This is a genomic window from Curvibacter sp. GW821-FHT09D12 (assembly GCF_059416245.1).
In genome coordinates, this window is record NZ_JBWKOU010000017.1 from 33,406 (window position 1) to 49,639 (window position 16,234).

Genomic DNA, 16,234 nt, shown 5'->3' on the forward strand with positions numbered 1-16,234 from the left:
CGAATTACTTGCGCAGACCCAGCTTGGCGATCAGTGCGGTGTAACGGTCAGCGTCCTTGCCCTTCAGGTAGTCGAGCAGCTTGCGACGGCGGCTCACCATGCGCAGCAGACCACGGCGACCGTGGTGATCCTTGGCATGGGTCTTGAAGTGAGGGGTCAGTTCGTTGATGCGGGCGGTCAGGATGGCGACCTGAACTTCTGGGCTACCCGTGTCATTGGCGCTGCGTGCATTGGCCTTGACAACTTCGGCCTTGATTTCGGATGCGATCATTTTGGTTCCTTTGAATATTTGACTTGCGCTGACTGCCGGAAATGCGGCCAGCGTGCTGCCTTGCAAAACGCAAAGCCTTGAAATTATAGCCCGAGCCAGCGCCGCAGGCGAATCACACCTTCGTCCAGGCGATTCAGGTCGCGCGAGGCAAAACACCAGCGCAGCCAGCCATCGGCCTCCTGCCCGAAAGCACTGCCCGGCGCCAGGCCCAATCCGGCCTCGGCCACCAGTCGCTTGGCCACCGCCAACGAATCGTCATGACCCTGCAGGCGGAAGAACGCATACATGCCTCCGCTGGCCGAGGCCACCTGCACCCCCGGCAGCACCTGCAACTGCGGCACCAGGCGATCCCGGCAGGCTTTCAGGTGGGCCACCACGCGCGGCGTGATGCTGCCGCGCTCGCGCAAGGCGGCCAAGCCTGCACGCTGGGTGAACACCGATGCGCACGAGGTGTTGAACTCGATCAGCTTGCCCATGGAGGCCAGCATCGAAGGCGGCATGACCAACCAACCCAGGCGCCAGCCGGTCATCAGAAAGCTCTTGGAAAAGCTGTGCACCACCACCAGGCGATCCTCTGGCTCGGCCAGGTCAAGGAAGCTGGGCGCACAGCCCTTGCTCGAAGGCTCGTAATACAGGCGTTCATACACCTCGTCGGCCAGGATCCAGGTTCCGGTGCGTCGGCAATGTGCCAGGATCTGCGACTGCTCCTCGGCACTCAGGGTCCAGCCCGTGGGGTTGTTGGGCGCATTCACGATCAGCAGCCGTGTAGCCGGCGTGATCTCCGCCAGCAACTCCGGCAGATCAAGGCGCCAGGCCCCTTGCTCAGCCCCTTGCACCACCGGCTTGAGCGAGACGGTTTTCACCACGCCCCCCATGATGGCGGGCTGGGCCAGCAGATTCGGCCAGACCGGGGTCACGGCCAGAACCTCGTCGCCGGGCTCCACCAAGGCCTGGATCGCCAGCATCAAGGCATTCACCCCACCCGACGTGACCGCAATGCGCTCAGGCCCCACCGGCCGGTGCAGGCCGGTGGTGTAGTCCGCCAAGGCCTGGCGCAACTCGGGCAGACCCAGGTTGTGGGCGTAAAAAGTCTCACCCTGGGCAATCGAATCGATGGCCGCCTGCCGCACGGCTTCAGGCGTGATCTCGTCACTCTCACCAAACCAGAAGGCCAACACATCGGACCGGCCCATGCCGGCATTGGCCACTTCACGGATTTTCGATTCTTCAAGCTGGAGGATGGCGGGTCGCATTCGGGGGTCCTGTAGTTGCACGTCGCAACGCGATTGAACAAGAGTCGCATGGTAGCGGAGCCGCCCGGCCCTGCCCCCTTCAATCGGAGCCCCTGATGCCCACCGCCCTCACCCGCCGCCAAACCCTGCTCGGGCTGAGCGCCCTGCTCGGCAGCACCGCGCCACCCGTCTTGGCCGCATCCCGAGCCTCGGCCAAATCCCGGAAAAGCCAAGGGCGCAGCAAACCTGCTGCGCCCTCTGGCTCCGAAGAAAGCCGCGCCGACCGAGACCGTCGCCTCAGCCGCGAATGCCGGGGCCGGGCGAATGCCGGCGCCTGTCTGGGTTACGCCCAGTGAGTCGCCGGCTCAGGGGCGCTGCATGCGACAGGTGGTCGCCATCTCCGCCTTGCTGGCCGGGATCTGACGGATCACCTTGAAGCCATAACCCGAGCCTTCGACGTCAAACCGAACCCCAGGCTGCCCCTGCTTGTCCATCACGCCCACCACCAGGCCCTGCTGGAACTGATGGTCGCTGGCTCGCATCGTGCCCGACTGCCCATGCAAAGACACGCTGCTGCCCTCCAGCTTCGCAGCCACAGCCGCAGCCTCGGTCGAACCGGCCTTCTCGATGGCCTGGGCCAGGGCCTCGATCATCAGTTGCATGCGCATGTGCACATAGTCATCCGCCGGTTTGGGAAAGCGCTGCCGGAAGGCCTGGTAGAAGGCCTCGCTCTGGGCGCCCGGCACGTTGGGCAGCCAGTCCGCCACCGCCACCACCCGGCCCAGGCCGGCATCCCCGATGGCCGCCGGCGCCCCCAGCGCATTGCCGTAATAGGTGAAAAAGCGCCCCTCGTAGCCCACCTCGCGTGCAGCCTTGATCAACAGAGTCAAGTCATTGCCCCAGTTGCCGGTGATCACCGCTTGCGCACCGCTGGCCTTGATCTTGACCGCGTAAGGTGCGAAGTCTTTCACCCGCCCCATGGGATGCAGTTCTTCGCCCGCCACCTGCACATCCGGGCGTTGCTCACCCAGTTGACGACGCGCCTCCTTGAGCACGGCCTGCCCAAAGCTGTAGTCCTGCCCGATCAGGTAGACGCTCTTGACCGAGCGGTCCTCCCGGATCACCTCCATCAAGGCTGCCATGCGCATGTCGGCATGAGCATCAAAGCGGAAATGCCAGTAACTGCAACGCTCGTTGGTCAGGGTCGGATCCACGGCCGAGTAGTTCAGGAACAGCACCCGTCGTGCCGGATCCCGCTCGTTGTGCTTGTTGATGGCATCCAGCAACACCGCCGCCGTGGCCGAAGAATTGCCCTGCAGCACCACCCGGGCCCCGTCATCAATGGCCGAGCGCAAGGCCGACAAGGCCTCTTCGTTCTGGCCTTTGCTGTCGTAGCGGTCCAGTTGCAAGGGGCGCGGCCCGCCCGCAGCAGCGCTCAGGCGCACCCCACCCCGCGCATTGACGCGCTCCACCGCCCACAGGACATTGCGATAAACCGCCTCACCCGCATTGGCGAACGGACCGCTCAGACCTTCGATCAGCGCCACCCGGATCGGGCCGGACGCACCGGCTGCCTGCGCCGACACCCACGGCAAAGCCGCGACAGATAACGTCGACAAAGCCCTTTTCAAGAGGGACCTGCGCAGATATTCCATGAAGAAAAATCCTTGAAAAAAAGCCGCTGGATCGCACCTGTGATCCATGCGGCACTCAGTTCGAGAGCCGCGCAGTGTAAAGGACTTGCACCATGATCTTCGCTCCCGTGATTCGCTCCTCAGCCCACCTCAATGGCCTGCGCGCCATGGACCGCGGCCTCGAAAGATTCCTGGCCCAGACCCTGCACCAACAGGCCCAGCGCCAACGCGAAAGCACCCAGCCCCTCGAAGAATCCGAGCAAGGCTACCGACTTCAGCTGGATGCGCCCGGCCTGAGCCGCGAACAACTCCAGGTGGACATCGAAGGCAACGTGGTGCGCATCGAAAGCACAGCCGAAGCGCCGCGCCGCTATCGCTGGGCCTTCGAACTGCCGCAAGCGCTTGACGCCGCCACCAGCACGGCCCAATTGGTCAATGGGGTGCTCACCCTTCAACTCGGCAAGAAGGCACCACCCCCACCTCAAGGCACCCGGATCAACATCGGCTGACCTGCCCGAGCGCCCCATCCCACAAGGCCCGTCAAGGGCCTTTTTTTTCGCCGCCCGCCACTGGGCAAGCCCTGCGTCACCCGACTTTGAGCACTGTCAATTTGATCGCTTGCAGCACTACGCTCGGACACCTCGATCACCCCTGGTATTTCGAGCACTTCGGTAGCAAGAATCACCTTTTGTATCTGGAAACCGACCGATCAATCTTTGGAAAATGAAAAACCCCGCAGACCGTGAGGTGCTGCGGGGCAAAGACCGGCCTCGGCCGGTCGGGGAGGAATGGATCAGGCGGCCGTGGCAGACCGGGCTTCAGAGGCGGTCGACGGGCTCGCATCTCCCTCGTGCAGCAACTCACCCAGGAGCTTGGGCAGATCGGTGACGAGGTTGGGTTTGTAGACCAGCGGAATGTCGCGCAGCGCAAAGGCATAAGGGCGGCGCTGCTCCTCGTCCAGCGAGGTGACCACCACCAACTGGCTCCGGTTCAGCTCCGGGTGGGCGCGCAGGCTGGTCAGCAGCGTCGCACCATCAATGCCTGGCAGCAACAGGTCCAGCAGCAGCACATCGGGCTGCAACTGCCCGTACATGGCCAGGCCCACGATGCCATCGTCGGCCAAATGAAGCGATACCTCGGGAAAGTGCTGCTGCATCATCAGCGACACCAGGTTCTGGTAGTGGGCCGAATCCTCGATGAACAGCACCCGACGCGGGTTGGCCGGGCTGCCACGCTGGCTGCCACGGCGGCCAGCACGGCGATTGGCCAACCAGCGGTCCACCGAGACGCGGGAAATGCGTCGGTGTCCACCGGGGGTCTTCCAGGCCTCAAGTTCGCCCCGGTCCACCATCATCTGGACCGAACGGACTGCCATGCCCAATTCACGAGCCACCTCGATCGTGGTGCAGTGCTCACCAGCGGGAGGGACGGAGGAAAAATTGTTTTCGGAGCTCATGAATCAATTCTACCGAATTTGCCGAATAAATTGTCAAGTTCAACAAAGTGATAGTTGAAAAAATTAGTTTTTCAAGACCCACTAGCACTCTGGGATGGCACCTACTCACGCGTCGATGGCATCCAGCGGCCAACGGGGCCGCACATCAAAGCTGTAATCGCATCCCGCCTGGGCACGACCGGCCTGCAGGCGCATGGCCGCCGCCATGGCGATCATGGCGCCGTTGTCGGTGCAAAGGTGGAGTTCGGGGTAGTGCACCCGCACCCGGGCCACCTGGCAGGCCGCATTCAGGCGCTGGCGCAGCTCGCGGTTGGCGCCCACCCCGCCCGCCACCACCAGGCGGCGCAGACCGGTCTGGCGCAGGGCGGCCATCGACTTCTTCAGCAACACCTCAACAATGGCCGCCTGCGTGCTGGCCGCCAGGTCAGGCTTGCGCGCGGCCAGGTCATCGCCCAGTTTGCGGGCCTGGGTCAGTACGGCGGTCTTCAGCCCCGCAAACGAAAAATCGAGATCACCGCTGTGCAGCAAGGGCCTGGGCAGCTTGAACGCGGCAGGGTCGCCGGCCTCGGCCAGGCGCGACAGCGCCGGCCCGCCCGGGTAGCCCAGGCCCATGAGCTTGGCCGACTTGTCGAAGGCCTCGCCCGCGGCATCGTCAATGGTCTCGCCCAGAATCTGGTATTCACCCACCGCATCCACCCGCATCAACTGGGTGTGACCGCCCGACACCAGCAAAGCCACAAAAGGGAACTCCGGCGGATCGGCACTCAGAAAGGGGGACAGCAGGTGGCCCTCCAGGTGGTGCACGCCCAACACCGGCCGGCCCAGCGCCGCACCGAGTGCGCAAGCCACGCCCGAACCCACCAACAAAGCCCCCGCCAGACCGGGCCCACGGGTGTAGGCCACCACATCCACCTCGGCCAGGCTGCGCCCGGCGCTCGCCAGCACCTGCGTGGCCAGCGGCAACACCCGCCGGATGTGGTCGCGGCTGGCCAATTCAGGCACCACGCCGCCATAGGCCTGATGCATCTCGATCTGGCTGTGCAGGGCATGGGCCTCAAGGCGCGGCACGCCCTGGGCACTGGCATGCACCAGGGCCACCCCTGTTTCATCACAGGAAGACTCGATGCCCAGAACCAGGCCAGGGGCCTGGCTGGGCGTGTGATGGGCAAAAGGAGCAGTGGAGGCGGTCACGGACATGGGCAGACGGTTCAACTTCGGTGCCGAAGTGTAGGCCCTAGCGGCCTCGCCGGACCGACACAAAGGCCTTGCCCCCACCCACCCCGGGCCACGCAGACACCTCGGCGGGAGCGATGAGACCGGAGATTGGTGCATCGCACAAAAGCAGTGCAGCGCACCGACTGGGGCCTTTGGCACGCACCATGCCCGCACCTTGCGCACCGCCATGTACCACTTGGCCGCCCAGCCAAGCCGGCCCAGAGGCCTAACGCCCTCTTTTTAGCCTGGCACACCCTTTGCTTAGAAGGTGCATGACCCCTCCGGGTCACACAGCCTATCAAGCCCAATGGCGGGCTTGATAGGCTGCCAGGACAAAGGCGTCCCCACCACGGCTGGCCCACAGGGCTCGGCTGCTGCGTGAGGACGCCTTTTTGCTTTGTACGTTCCGAATGACTTCAGCTTCAAGGAGTAGCCCATGACCGACCTGTTGAACACCCGCCTGAGCCGGCGCACCGTGCTGCAAACCGCTGCCGTGGCTGCCACCGGCCTGTCACCGGCACTGCGCTCGGTTGTCTATGCAGGCGGCTCCGACAAGCCAGAAAAGGAAGAAGTGAAGATCGGCTTCATCCCCCTCACCGACTGTGCCAGCGTGGTCATGGCCTCCGTGCTGGGCTTTGACAAGAAGTATGGCGTGAAGATCATCCCCAGCAAAGAAGCCAGTTGGGCCGGTGTGCGCGACAAGCTGGTCAATGGCGAACTGGATTTCGCCCACGTGCTGTACGGCCTGGTCTATGGCGTGCACCTGGGCGTGGGTGGTCCGAAGAAAGACATGGCCGTCCTGATGACGCTGAACAACAATGGCCAGGCGATCACGCTGTCCAAGAAGCTGGCCGACAAGGGCGCGGTTGACGCGGCCAGCCTGGCCAAGCTGATGGCCAGCGACAAGCGCGAATACACCTTTGCCCAGACCTTCCCCACCGGCACCCATGCGATGTGGCTGTATTACTGGCTCGCCTCGGCCGGCATCAACCCGCTGCAGGACGCCAAGGTCATCACCGTGCCTCCGCCCCAGATGGTGGCCAACATGCGCGTGGGCAACATGGACGGCTTCTGCGTGGGCGAACCCTGGGGCCACCGCGCCATCATGGACGGCATCGGCATCACGGCCGTCACCACCCAGGACATCTGGAAAGACCACCCCGAGAAGGTGCTGGGCACCACTGCCGAGTTCACCAAGAAGTACCCCAACACCTCGCGTGCCGTGATGATGGCCATCCTCGAGGCCAGCCAGTGGATCGATGCCAGCCTGCAGAACAAGCTGAAGATGGCCAAGACCATTGCCGACAAGTCCTACGTCAACACCAGTGTGGACGCCATCAACCAGCGCATCCTTGGCCGTTACCAGAACGGCCTGGGCAAGACCTGGGACGACCCCAACCACATGAAGTTTTTCAACGATGGTGCGGTCAACTTCCCCTACCTGTCCGATGGCATGTGGTTCCTGACCCAGCACAAGCGCTGGGGCCTGCTCAAGGACCACCCCGACTACCTGGCCGTGGCCAAGCAGATCAACCAGATCGACCTCTACAAACAGGCCGCCAGCGCCCTGAAGATCAACGTGCCTAAAGACCCCATGCGCAGCAGCAAGTTGATCGACGGCGTGGTCTGGGATGGCAAGGACCCCAAGAAATACGCCGAATCCTTCAAGGTTCACGCCTGAGCCTCCCCTGCGCCCCACCCACCCAACAGGAGCCCGCCATGGTCAGTGCCGTCTTCCACAACCCCGCCGAAATCCCCGCTTCGCAGGTGCCTGCCCCCAAGTCCTCTGCCGCTCAGGCCCCCGCCATGAAAAAAGCCGTCCCTGCCGCCCCGCGCCCTGCACGCCTGCCATTTGACTGGCGCGCCTTCTGGCTGCGCGTGCTGCCACCGGTTTTTGGCCTGGGCCTGATGCTGGGCCTGTGGGCCATCGTGTCGATCACCACCGCCAGCGCCATCCCCTCGCCGGCCGACACCTTCAAGCAGGCCCTGGAGGTGTTCAGCGACCCGTTCTACAGCAAGGGCCCCAACGACCAGGGCGTGGGCTGGAACGTGCTGTTTTCCCTCAAGCGCGTGGCCATGGGCTTCGGCCTGGCCGCCCTGGTGGGCATTCCGGCCGGCTTTTTGATCGGTCGCTTTGAGTTCCTCTCGCGCATGTTCAACCCCTTGATCAGCCTGCTGCGCCCGGTGTCGCCGCTGGCCTGGCTGCCCATTGGCCTGCTGGTCTTCAAGGGCGCCAACCCGGCCGCCATCTGGACCATCTTCATCTGCTCGATCTGGCCCATGATCATCAACACCGCCGTGGGCGTGCAGCGCGTGCCGCAGGACTACATGAACGTGGCCCGCGTGCTCAAGCTGTCGGAGTGGAAGATCTTCACCAAGATCCTGTTCCCCTCGGTGCTGCCCTACATGCTGACCGGCGTGCGCCTGGCCGTGGGCACGGCCTGGCTGGTGATCGTGGCCGCTGAAATGCTGACCGGCGGCGTGGGCATCGGCTTCTGGGTCTGGGACGAGTGGAACAACCTCAACGTCAAGAACATCATCATTGCCATCTTCGTGATCGGCGGCGTGGGCCTGCTGCTGGAATACGCCCTGATCCGCATCGCCACGGCCTTCACCTTCGAAGAAGTCAAGAGCTGACCCACCCCGTCATCAAGGAACACGCCATGAACAGCGCCAAGTACATCGAGATCCAGGGTGTCGAACAGACTTTTCGCACCGCCAAAGGGGCCTTCCCTGCCCTGCGGGACATCCATCTCACCATCGCCAAAGGTGAATTCGTGGCCCTCATCGGCCACAGCGGCTGCGGCAAGTCCACCTTGCTCAACCTGATTGCCGGGCTGACCTCCCCCACCCAGGGCGCCATGCTGTGCGCCAACCGCGAAATCAAGGGCCCCGGCCCGGAGCGGGCGGTGGTGTTCCAGAACCACTCCCTGCTGCCCTGGCTCACCTGCCACGAGAACATCCACCTGGCCGTGGAGCGCGTCTTCGGCCAACGCGAAAGCAAGGCCCAGCTCAAGGCCCGCACTGAAGCGGCCCTGGCCCTGGTCGGGCTGAGTGCGGCGGCGCAAAAGCGCCCGGGCGAAATCTCGGGTGGCATGAAACAGCGCGTGGGCATCGCCCGTGCCCTGTCCATGGAGCCCCAGGTGCTGCTGATGGACGAGCCCTTTGGCGCCCTCGATGCCCTCACCCGGGCCAAGCTGCAGGACGAGCTGCTGGACATCGTGGCCGAGACCCAGGCCACCGTGGTGATGGTGACCCACGACGTGGACGAAGCCGTGCTGCTGTCCGACAAGATCGTGATGATGACCAACGGCCCGGCCGCCACCATCGGCGAGGTCCTGAGCGTTGACCTGCCGCGCCCCCGCTCGCGTGTTGCGCTGGCTGAAAGCACTCAGTACCTGGGCTACCGCAAGGCCGTGATTGATTTCCTCTACACCCGTCAGGCCCACGTCGAAAAGACCGCCGCCTGAGCCGCGCCCCCTCCCACGGCGCCCCTCCCGGCCCTGCGCCGTCGAGGGGCGTTTTTCATAGACGGCCCCGTCCCTGGGCGGGCATGCACCAAGTCGACGGCCTCCACCCTTCAAAGCGAGGCCGCTGCACCAAACCCAGGCAAAAAGACCGAGTCCAAGCCGTTTCCAAGGCCTGTTTTGGCGGCACGGAGTTTGCTTGAATCAAGGCATCGGCCCCACAAGGCTGTCAGGGGCTGTGGCGTGACGATGCACCGCAGCCCCTCAGGACACAGGCGTCCCCACCGTTGGCTTCTTTCTCAGAAAGCCATCCGGTGCGGACGCCTTTTTTGTTTTCCGCCATGCCCTCGGGGCCGCAAAGACACCCATGTTCAATTTCCGAGAGTTCCACCGCGCAGGTCACAGCCCCACGCTCTGGTCAGCCTTCCTGTACTTTGGCTTTTCCTTTGCCATCTGGTCCATCAACGGTGCCATGGCGCCCTTCATCACCGAGGCGCTGCAACTCAGTCCCACGCAAAAGGGCCTGATGCTGTCCATCCCGATCTTTGCCGGGGCCTTCATGCGCTTTCCGCTGGGTCTGATGGCGCAGTACATCGGACGCAAAAACGCCACCCTGGTCGAAATGGGCGGCATCAGCCTGAGCATGGCCTACGGCTACTTCTTCGTGCAAAGCTTCAACGACCTGCTGGCCATGGGCGTGCTGCTGGGGGTGGCCGGCGCCAGCTTCGGCGTGGCCATGTCACTGGGCTCGGGTTCGTTCCCGCCCCGCTACAAGGGCCTGGCCATGGGCATCGTGGGTGCCGGCAACGTCGGCACGGCCTTCGCAGCGCTGCTGGCGCCAGTGCTGGCACAGAACTTCGGCTGGCAGACGGTGTATGGCATCGCCGCGCTGAGCGTGGCCATTCCGGCGGCCGTGATGGTGGTCTTTGCCAAAGAGCCGGCCGACCTGTCGCCCCACACCACGCTGCGCGAGCACCTGTCCTGCCTGTACGAAAAAGACGGCTGGGCGTTCAGCCTGATCTATGCCGTCACCTTCGGCGGTTTCGTGGGCCTGTCGGCCTTTCTGCCCAGCTATTTCTACGAACAATTCGGGGTCAGCAAAGTTCAGGCTGGCCAGCTCACCATGCTCGCTGCCTTCCTGGGCGCAGCACTGCGGGTCATGGGGGGCTGGCTGTCTGATCTTTGGGGCGGCGTGAACACCCTGACGGGGGTGCTGGTCGTCACCGCCGCCAGCCTGCTGCTGGCAGGCTTCGCCCAAGGCTCGCTGCCGGTCACGGTGCTGCTGTTTCTGGTCTGTTTCTCGGCCCTGGGCGCGGGCAATGGCGCGCTGTTCCAGCTGGTACCCCTGCGCTGGCCGCTGACCACCGCGGTGGCGGGCTCCATGATCGGCGAACTCGGCGCACTGGGCGGCGGCCTGGTGCCCAATCTGATGGGCTTCTCCAAGCAGTACACCGGCTCTTACCTGCTCGGCTTCGCCTGCTTTGCCGCCTGTGCCGTGGCGGTGCTGCTGCTGTTGCGCGTGATGCAGATCCGCTGGACCCGCACCTGGGCCGAAAAAGGCGGTCGCGCCCGCCACTGAAGGCGCCCCCAACCCAACGGACACCGTCCGTCTGGCCCGCCCGGCAGATGCAAGTGTTTGGTGCGGCTCAGTGCGGCAGGAACAGCAGGCAATAAACCAGCGCTGCATTGAACAACACGCTGACCACCAGGGCGATTTTCCAGACCGCCGCAGGGTCGCGCTGGATCAAGGGCGTTGCCACCGGCGCACTCAGGGGGCGAGACGCACCGCGCTCCAGCGCCAGCAGCATCTCCTCGGCGGTCTCGAAGCGTTGTGCGCGCTGTCGCGCCACGGCCTTCAGGGCGACATGGTCGAGCCAGATCGGCACCTGGGGATTGTGTCGGCTGGGTGGCTGCGGATCGCGGTGGTAGCGCCCACTCTGGTAGGGCAGCACCTCGCCATACGGCAAGCGGCCCAGGCTGAGCAGTTGATACAGCGTCACGCCCAGCGCATACAGGTCGCTGCCGGCATCGGGCAACTGCGCCTTGTGGCCCGCCTGGCCATGTCCGGCCCACTGCTCAGGGTTCATGTAGCTGGGTGTACCGGCATGCAGCTCACGCGTGGCCGCCGGCTCACGCCCGCTCAAGGCCACGCCCAGGTCCAGCAGGCGCAGCACGCCGTCGTCACCCAGGTGCAGGTTGTCGGGCTTCACATCCCGGTGCACCACCCCTTGCCGGTGCAACACCGCCAGCGTGCGCAAGGCCTGGGTGACCAGGTTGAGCACCTGGGCCAGGGGCAGGGCCGCCTGCCGCTGCAGCAAGGCCCCCAGGGTCTCGCCGTCGTACCAGTCGTACAGCAAGTAAAAGCCGCTGGCCGCAGCCGCCCCTTGCGGTGGCCAGTCATGGAGCCGGGCCAGGTGTCCCGCGGCACTGCCGCCCTGCATGCGGCGCGCCACCCAAGCCTCGTGAGCCAGGGTCTGGCGCTCTTCGGGGTCGTGCGCACGCTGGGGGTGCAGCGACTTCAGGGCATAGCAGCGCTGCGTCAACGGATCGCGCACCTGGTAGAGACGGTGAATGCCGCTGTCAGCCACCAGTGCCAGCACCTCCAGCCCATCCACCCCATCGCCCACCTTGAGCAAAGGCAGCACCGGCTGTTGCAAGGCGTGGCGAGCCTCGTCCTGCAGCGTGGCTTCCAGCGCCCCCTGCACCCGCACCACCGCCGCCGTCAGGTTGTCGTCACTGCCGCTGCGCAGCGCGGCCTTGACCAGCGCCTCACACAGGGCCTGGGGCGCCAGCCCCTGCGCCAACAAGGCCAGGATGTCGCGACCCGGCAGGCTGCCATGCACCCCATCGGACAGCAGCACGAAGGTATCGCCACTTTGCAGATCGCCCTGGCTGTAATCGACCAGCAAACGATCCTCCAGCCCCACGGCCCGGGTCAGCTGGTGGGCGAAGTCGGTGTGCGGCATCACATGATCGACCGTGAGTTGCTGCATCTCGCCATCGCGCACCAGGTAGGCCCGGGTGTCGCCGACATGGGCCACGGTATAGGTCTGCCCGCGCAGCACCAGAGCGGTGAGCGTGGTCAGGCCCAGCGCGGGCTGACGGCGCCGGTTGATGCCCGCCAACCAAGCGTTCTGCGCGCTGATGACGCGGTCCAGGGCCACCGTGGTGTCCCAGGTTTCGGGGGTACCGAAATAGTCGCGCACCAGCGTCGTCACGGTGGTCTGAGCCGCCTCGCGGCCAAAGCCCCCGGTGCTCACGCCGTCGGCAATCGCGGCAATCGCCCCACGGGCCTGCTCGTGACCCTGGCCACTGACCAGGGCCGCGAAATCCTCGTTCTCGGACTTGCGTCCAGGCAGCGAGACAAAACCAAATTCGAGATCAAAACTCATGCACCAGCGGAAAGCAGGTTCCATGCCCGAAGCTGGTGCGCTGTGCTGCCCATCCAGCACCTGTCCGGGTGGTGCACCGCACCAATTTCGCGCACCAGGGCGCTTCGCAGCCCCAGCGGGCGCCGTTCGCCCTGGCACAGCCATTGCTTGACACCCCCAACGGCCTCAGGGCCGCCGGGTGGATCCCTTGCAATGGCGCAGGGGTCGACCCGGGACGAAGGCGTCCCCACATGCAGTCTCGCACCCCCGAGGCCGCATCGTGTGGACGCCTTTTTTGTTTTCCGGACCGACTGGCTCGCCAGCCCGGCCCCAAGCGACGGAGCATGACGATGAAAAAACTCAAGCTGGTGATGGTCGGCAATGGCATGGCCGGTGTGCGCACGATCGAAGAGCTGCTGAAGATCGACCCCTCGCTGTACGAGATCACGATCTTCGGTGCCGAGCCGCACCCCAACTACAACCGCATCCTGTTATCGCCTGTTCTGGCAGGTGAGCAGACGCTGGAGGAAATCGTCCTCAACCCCTACGACTGGTACCGGGACAACGACATCACCCTGCACACCGGCAAGAAGGTGGTGCAGATCGACCGCATCCGGCGTGTGGTACGGGCCGATGACGGCACCGAGGCGGCCTACGACCGCCTGCTGCTGTGCACAGGCTCCACCCCCTTCATGCTCCCGGTTCCGGGCAAGGACTTGCAGGGCGTGATTGCCTACCGCGATATCCACGACACCAACACCATGATCGAAACCGCCACCACGCACCGCCATGCAGTGGTCATCGGCGGCGGCCTGCTGGGCCTGGAAGCGGCCAACGGCCTGATGCTGCGCGGCATGAGCGTGACGGTGGTGCATGTGAACGCCTGGCTGATGGAACGCCAGCTCGACGACGTGGCTGGCCGGCTGCTGCAGAAGTCGCTGGAGCAACGCGGCCTGCAGTTCCGCATCGGTGCCCAGACCCAGGCCCTGATCGGCGGCGCCGACGGTCGCGTCCAGGCCGTGCGCTTCAAGGACGGCAGCGAGGTGGCGGCCGATCTGGTGGTGATGGCCGTGGGGATCCGGCCCAACACCGAGCTGGCCGAACAGGCCGGCCTGCTGGTGAACCGGGGCATCGTGGTCAGCGACACGATGCAGACCGTGACCGACCCCCGCATCTGGTCGGTGGGCGAGTGCGCCGCCCACCGGGGCACCGCCTACGGACTGGTGGCACCGCTGTTCGAACAGGCCAAGGTGGCAGCCAACCACCTGGCCGAGTTCGGCATCGCGCGCTACCAGGGCTCACTCACCTCGACCAAACTCAAGGTGACCGGCATCGATCTGTTCTCGGCCGGCGAGTTCATGGGCGGCGAAGGCACCGAGGAAATCGTGATGAGCGACCCCTATGCCGGGGTCTACAAAAAGCTGGTCATCAAGAACGACAAGCTGATCGGCGCCTGCCTGTATGGCGACACGGTGGACGGCAGTTGGTATTTCAAGCTGTTGCGCGATGGCCGCAGCGTGGCCGACATCCGCGACAAGCTGATGTTCGGTGAGTCCAACATCGGCGATGTGGGCCACGAAGGCCACAGCAAGGCGGCGGCCATGCCCGACGAGGCCGAGGTCTGCGGCTGCAACGGCGTCAGCAAGGGCGCCATTTGCAAGGCCATCAAGGAAAAAGGCCTGTTCACGCTCGAAGAGGTGCGCAAACACACCAAGGCCAGCGCCAGCTGCGGCTCGTGCACCGGCCTGGTCGAGCAACTGCTGATGTTCACGGCGGGCGGCGACTACTCGGCCACCCCCAAGACCAAAGCCATGTGCGGCTGCACCGAGCACGGCCATCAGGCCGTGCGCGAGGCCATCGTGAAAGACAAGCTGCTGACGATTGCCGACGTGTTCCGCGTCATGGACTGGAAGACCCCCAACGGCTGCGCGAGCTGCCGCCCTGCAGTCAACTACTACCTGATCAGCAGCTGGCCCAAAGAGGCCCGCGACGACCCGCAAAGCCGCTTCATCAACGAACGCAGCCACGCCAACATCCAGAAGGACGGCACCTACAGCGTGATCCCGCGCATGTGGGGTGGCGAAACCACGGCCGATGAGCTGCGCCGCATTGCCGACGTGGTCGACAAGTACAAGATCCCCACCGTCAAGGTGACCGGCGGCCAGCGCATCGACCTGCTGGGCGTGAAGAAGGAAGACCTGGTCAACGTCTGGAAAGACATCGGCATGCCCAGCGGCCACGCCTATGCCAAGGCCTTGCGCACCGTGAAGACCTGCGTGGGCAGCGAGTGGTGTCGCATGGGCACCCAGGACAGCACCCAGATGGGCAAGGACCTGGAACGCGCCATGTGGCGCATGTATGCCCCGCACAAGGTCAAGTTTGCCGTCTCGGGCTGCCCGCGCAATTGCGCCGAAGCCGGCATCAAGGACGTGGGCATCATCGGTGTGGACAGCGGCTGGGAGATGTACATCGCCGGCAATGGCGGCATCAAGACCGAGGTGGCGCACTTCTTCACCAAACTCAAGACCGCCGCCGAGGTGCTTGAATACACGGGCGCCTTCATGCAGCTCTACCGCGAAGAAGGCTGGTACCTGGAGCGCACCGTGCACTACGTGGGCCGGGTCGGTCTGGACCACGTGAAAAAACGCATCCTGGACGATGCCGCCGGCCGCCTGGCTCTGTGGGAGCGCCTGCAATTTGCCCTCGACGGCGAACCCGACCCTTGGTTCGAGTTCGATCGTGCCGAGGTGGACACCCGCCAATTCAACGCCCTCAAGGCCTGAAACCCCACCGGATGAACACCATGGCTCTGCAACGCCGACACCTGCTGGGCCTGGCCGCCTGCTGGGCGAGCCTCGCCCGGGCCCAGGTCGATCTGGCCGATGCCATCAACATGGCGGGGCGCCAGCGCATGCTCTCGCAGCGCATGGTCAAGGCCTGGCTGGCCCTGGCCGCCCAGGCGCCCACACCCACGGCTCAGCAAGTGTTGAGCCAGTCGATGGCCTTGTTCGAGCGCCAGCATGAACAACTCAAGGCCTACGCGCCCAGCACGCCGATCCGCAACACCTATGCGGCCCTGGATCCGGCCTGGCAGGCCTTGCGCGACGCGCTGTCTGCCCCACCCGAGGCCCGCCGGGCCAATGCCCTGCTGCAAGCCGATGCCCAGGTCCTGGCGCTGGCCCAGCAAGGCACCGCCCAGCTCGAAGCGACCTCGACCCGCCCCGCCGGCCCCCTGGTGAACCTGGCCGGGCGCCAACGCATGTTGTCGCAGCGACTGGCCAAGTTCTACCTGGCCGGCGTGCTGCAGGTCGACCCGGCCGCCGCGGCCACCGAAATGGCCCGGGCCCGCAGCGAATTCCTGCAGGCGCAAGACACCCTGCACAAAGCCCCCGAAACCTCTGCCCGCATCGCCGATGAACTGGCACTGGCAGACGGCCAGTGGGTGTTCTTTGACGCTGCACTGAAAAAAATCAGCTCGGCCACCCCTGGCAGCAAGCCGCTGTCGGAGCTGTTCGTGGCGAGCGAAAACCTGCTCTCGGTGATGGACCGCGTCACCGGGTTGTATGCGGCCCTCAGGGCCTGAACGGA

At 65.0% G+C, this 16,234-nt stretch carries 14 protein-coding genes; 8 read left to right on the plus strand and 6 right to left on the minus strand.

Annotation, left to right across the window (positions count from 1 at the left end; all coding sequences use genetic code 11):
* Positions 1-4: 4 nt before the first annotated feature.
* Together rpsO and AC07PT_RS22625 are read right to left on the minus strand one after the other, a co-directional pair.
* On the minus strand, positions 5-271 hold the full coding sequence (gene rpsO / locus AC07PT_RS22620; protein ID WP_019577581.1) for a 30S ribosomal protein S15: 267 nt from the start codon (positions 269-271) through the stop codon (positions 5-7).
* Between the two features lie 83 nt (positions 272-354).
* Positions 355-1,524 carry a pyridoxal phosphate-dependent aminotransferase gene (locus tag AC07PT_RS22625; RefSeq protein WP_494658196.1) on the minus strand — a complete coding sequence of 390 codons (1,170 nt, stop codon included), beginning with the start codon at positions 1,522-1,524 and terminating at the stop codon, positions 355-357.
* 95 nt (positions 1,525-1,619) lie between these two features.
* On the opposite strand from AC07PT_RS22625, the gene AC07PT_RS22630 reads away from it, so the two are divergent.
* The gene (locus tag AC07PT_RS22630) at positions 1,620-1,859 is read left to right on the plus strand and encodes a hypothetical protein (RefSeq protein WP_494658197.1); all 240 of its coding nucleotides are present in this window, start codon (positions 1,620-1,622) and stop codon (positions 1,857-1,859) included.
* A gap of 9 nt (positions 1,860-1,868) precedes the next feature.
* On the opposite strand, the gene AC07PT_RS22635 is transcribed toward AC07PT_RS22630, so the two are convergent.
* Positions 1,869-3,158, minus strand: coding sequence for a branched-chain amino acid ABC transporter substrate-binding protein (locus tag AC07PT_RS22635; RefSeq protein ID WP_492348090.1), 1,290 nt, complete (start codon positions 3,156-3,158; stop codon positions 1,869-1,871).
* Positions 3,159-3,250: 92 nt separating this feature from the next.
* Here AC07PT_RS22635 and AC07PT_RS22640 point away from each other — a divergent pair, with 92 nt between their 5' ends.
* The gene (locus tag AC07PT_RS22640) at positions 3,251-3,646 is read left to right on the plus strand and encodes an Hsp20/alpha crystallin family protein (protein WP_494658198.1); all 396 of its coding nucleotides are present in this window, start codon (positions 3,251-3,253) and stop codon (positions 3,644-3,646) included.
* Between the two features lie 284 nt (positions 3,647-3,930).
* Here AC07PT_RS22640 and AC07PT_RS22645 read toward each other — a convergent pair whose 3' ends face one another.
* Both AC07PT_RS22645 and tsaD read right to left on the minus strand, forming a co-directional pair.
* Complete coding sequence (locus tag AC07PT_RS22645) at positions 3,931-4,593, minus strand: helix-turn-helix domain-containing protein (protein WP_492348088.1); 663 nt, start codon at positions 4,591-4,593, stop codon at positions 3,931-3,933.
* A gap of 105 nt (positions 4,594-4,698) precedes the next feature.
* On the minus strand, positions 4,699-5,790 hold the full coding sequence (gene tsaD / locus AC07PT_RS22650; RefSeq protein WP_494658199.1) for a tRNA (adenosine(37)-N6)-threonylcarbamoyltransferase complex transferase subunit TsaD: 1,092 nt from the start codon (positions 5,788-5,790) through the stop codon (positions 4,699-4,701).
* Positions 5,791-6,244: 454 nt separating this feature from the next.
* Between tsaD and AC07PT_RS22655 the strand changes: the two genes are divergently transcribed.
* From AC07PT_RS22655 to AC07PT_RS22670, 4 genes are all read left to right on the plus strand, one after another.
* Positions 6,245-7,489 carry a CmpA/NrtA family ABC transporter substrate-binding protein gene (locus tag AC07PT_RS22655; protein ID WP_494658200.1) on the plus strand — a complete coding sequence of 415 codons (1,245 nt, stop codon included), beginning with the start codon at positions 6,245-6,247 and terminating at the stop codon, positions 7,487-7,489.
* A gap of 38 nt (positions 7,490-7,527) precedes the next feature.
* The gene (gene ntrB, locus AC07PT_RS22660) at positions 7,528-8,445 is read left to right on the plus strand and encodes a nitrate ABC transporter permease (RefSeq protein ID WP_492348085.1); all 918 of its coding nucleotides are present in this window, start codon (positions 7,528-7,530) and stop codon (positions 8,443-8,445) included.
* A 26-nt stretch (positions 8,446-8,471) separates the two neighbouring features.
* A complete protein-coding gene (locus tag AC07PT_RS22665) occupies positions 8,472-9,278 on the plus strand; it encodes an ABC transporter ATP-binding protein (protein WP_494658201.1) in 807 nt (268 codons plus the stop codon).
* A 364-nt stretch (positions 9,279-9,642) separates the two neighbouring features.
* The gene (locus AC07PT_RS22670; RefSeq protein ID WP_492348083.1) at positions 9,643-10,854 is read left to right on the plus strand and encodes an MFS transporter; all 1,212 of its coding nucleotides are present in this window, start codon (positions 9,643-9,645) and stop codon (positions 10,852-10,854) included.
* Positions 10,855-10,921: 67 nt separating this feature from the next.
* Here AC07PT_RS22670 and AC07PT_RS22675 read toward each other — a convergent pair whose 3' ends face one another.
* Positions 10,922-12,667 carry a bifunctional protein-serine/threonine kinase/phosphatase gene (locus AC07PT_RS22675; protein WP_492348128.1) on the minus strand — a complete coding sequence of 582 codons (1,746 nt, stop codon included), beginning with the start codon at positions 12,665-12,667 and terminating at the stop codon, positions 10,922-10,924.
* Between the two features lie 329 nt (positions 12,668-12,996).
* On the opposite strand from AC07PT_RS22675, the gene nirB reads away from it, so the two are divergent.
* The gene (nirB, locus tag AC07PT_RS22680; RefSeq protein WP_492348082.1) at positions 12,997-15,429 is read left to right on the plus strand and encodes a nitrite reductase large subunit NirB; all 2,433 of its coding nucleotides are present in this window, start codon (positions 12,997-12,999) and stop codon (positions 15,427-15,429) included.
* A gap of 11 nt (positions 15,430-15,440) precedes the next feature.
* Entirely contained in the window at positions 15,441-16,229 is a 789-nt protein-coding gene (locus AC07PT_RS22685; protein ID WP_494658202.1) for a type IV pili methyl-accepting chemotaxis transducer N-terminal domain-containing protein, read from the plus strand.
* The last annotated feature ends 5 nt before the right edge of the window (positions 16,230-16,234 follow it).

Bases quoted from the DNA above. Each gene is read 5' to 3' on its own strand.
- rpsO (WP_019577581.1), bottom strand. From the start codon at position 271: ATGATCGCATCCGAAATCAAGGCCGAAGTTGTCAAGGCCAATGCACGC.
- AC07PT_RS22625 (WP_494658196.1), bottom strand. From the start codon at position 1,524: ATGCGACCCGCCATCCTCCAGCTTGAAGAATCGAAAATCCGTGAAGTG.
- AC07PT_RS22630 (WP_494658197.1), top strand. From the start codon at position 1,620: ATGCCCACCGCCCTCACCCGCCGCCAAACCCTGCTCGGGCTGAGCGCC.
- AC07PT_RS22635 (WP_492348090.1), bottom strand. From the start codon at position 3,158: ATGGAATATCTGCGCAGGTCCCTCTTGAAAAGGGCTTTGTCGACGTTA.
- AC07PT_RS22640 (WP_494658198.1), top strand. From the start codon at position 3,251: ATGATCTTCGCTCCCGTGATTCGCTCCTCAGCCCACCTCAATGGCCTG.
- AC07PT_RS22645 (WP_492348088.1), bottom strand. From the start codon at position 4,593: ATGAGCTCCGAAAACAATTTTTCCTCCGTCCCTCCCGCTGGTGAGCAC.
- tsaD (WP_494658199.1), bottom strand. From the start codon at position 5,790: ATGTCCGTGACCGCCTCCACTGCTCCTTTTGCCCATCACACGCCCAGC.
- AC07PT_RS22655 (WP_494658200.1), top strand. From the start codon at position 6,245: ATGACCGACCTGTTGAACACCCGCCTGAGCCGGCGCACCGTGCTGCAA.
- ntrB (WP_492348085.1), top strand. From the start codon at position 7,528: ATGGTCAGTGCCGTCTTCCACAACCCCGCCGAAATCCCCGCTTCGCAG.
- AC07PT_RS22665 (WP_494658201.1), top strand. From the start codon at position 8,472: ATGAACAGCGCCAAGTACATCGAGATCCAGGGTGTCGAACAGACTTTT.
- AC07PT_RS22670 (WP_492348083.1), top strand. From the start codon at position 9,643: ATGTTCAATTTCCGAGAGTTCCACCGCGCAGGTCACAGCCCCACGCTC.
- AC07PT_RS22675 (WP_492348128.1), bottom strand. From the start codon at position 12,667: ATGAGTTTTGATCTCGAATTTGGTTTTGTCTCGCTGCCTGGACGCAAG.
- nirB (WP_492348082.1), top strand. From the start codon at position 12,997: ATGAAAAAACTCAAGCTGGTGATGGTCGGCAATGGCATGGCCGGTGTG.
- AC07PT_RS22685 (WP_494658202.1), top strand. From the start codon at position 15,441: ATGAACACCATGGCTCTGCAACGCCGACACCTGCTGGGCCTGGCCGCC.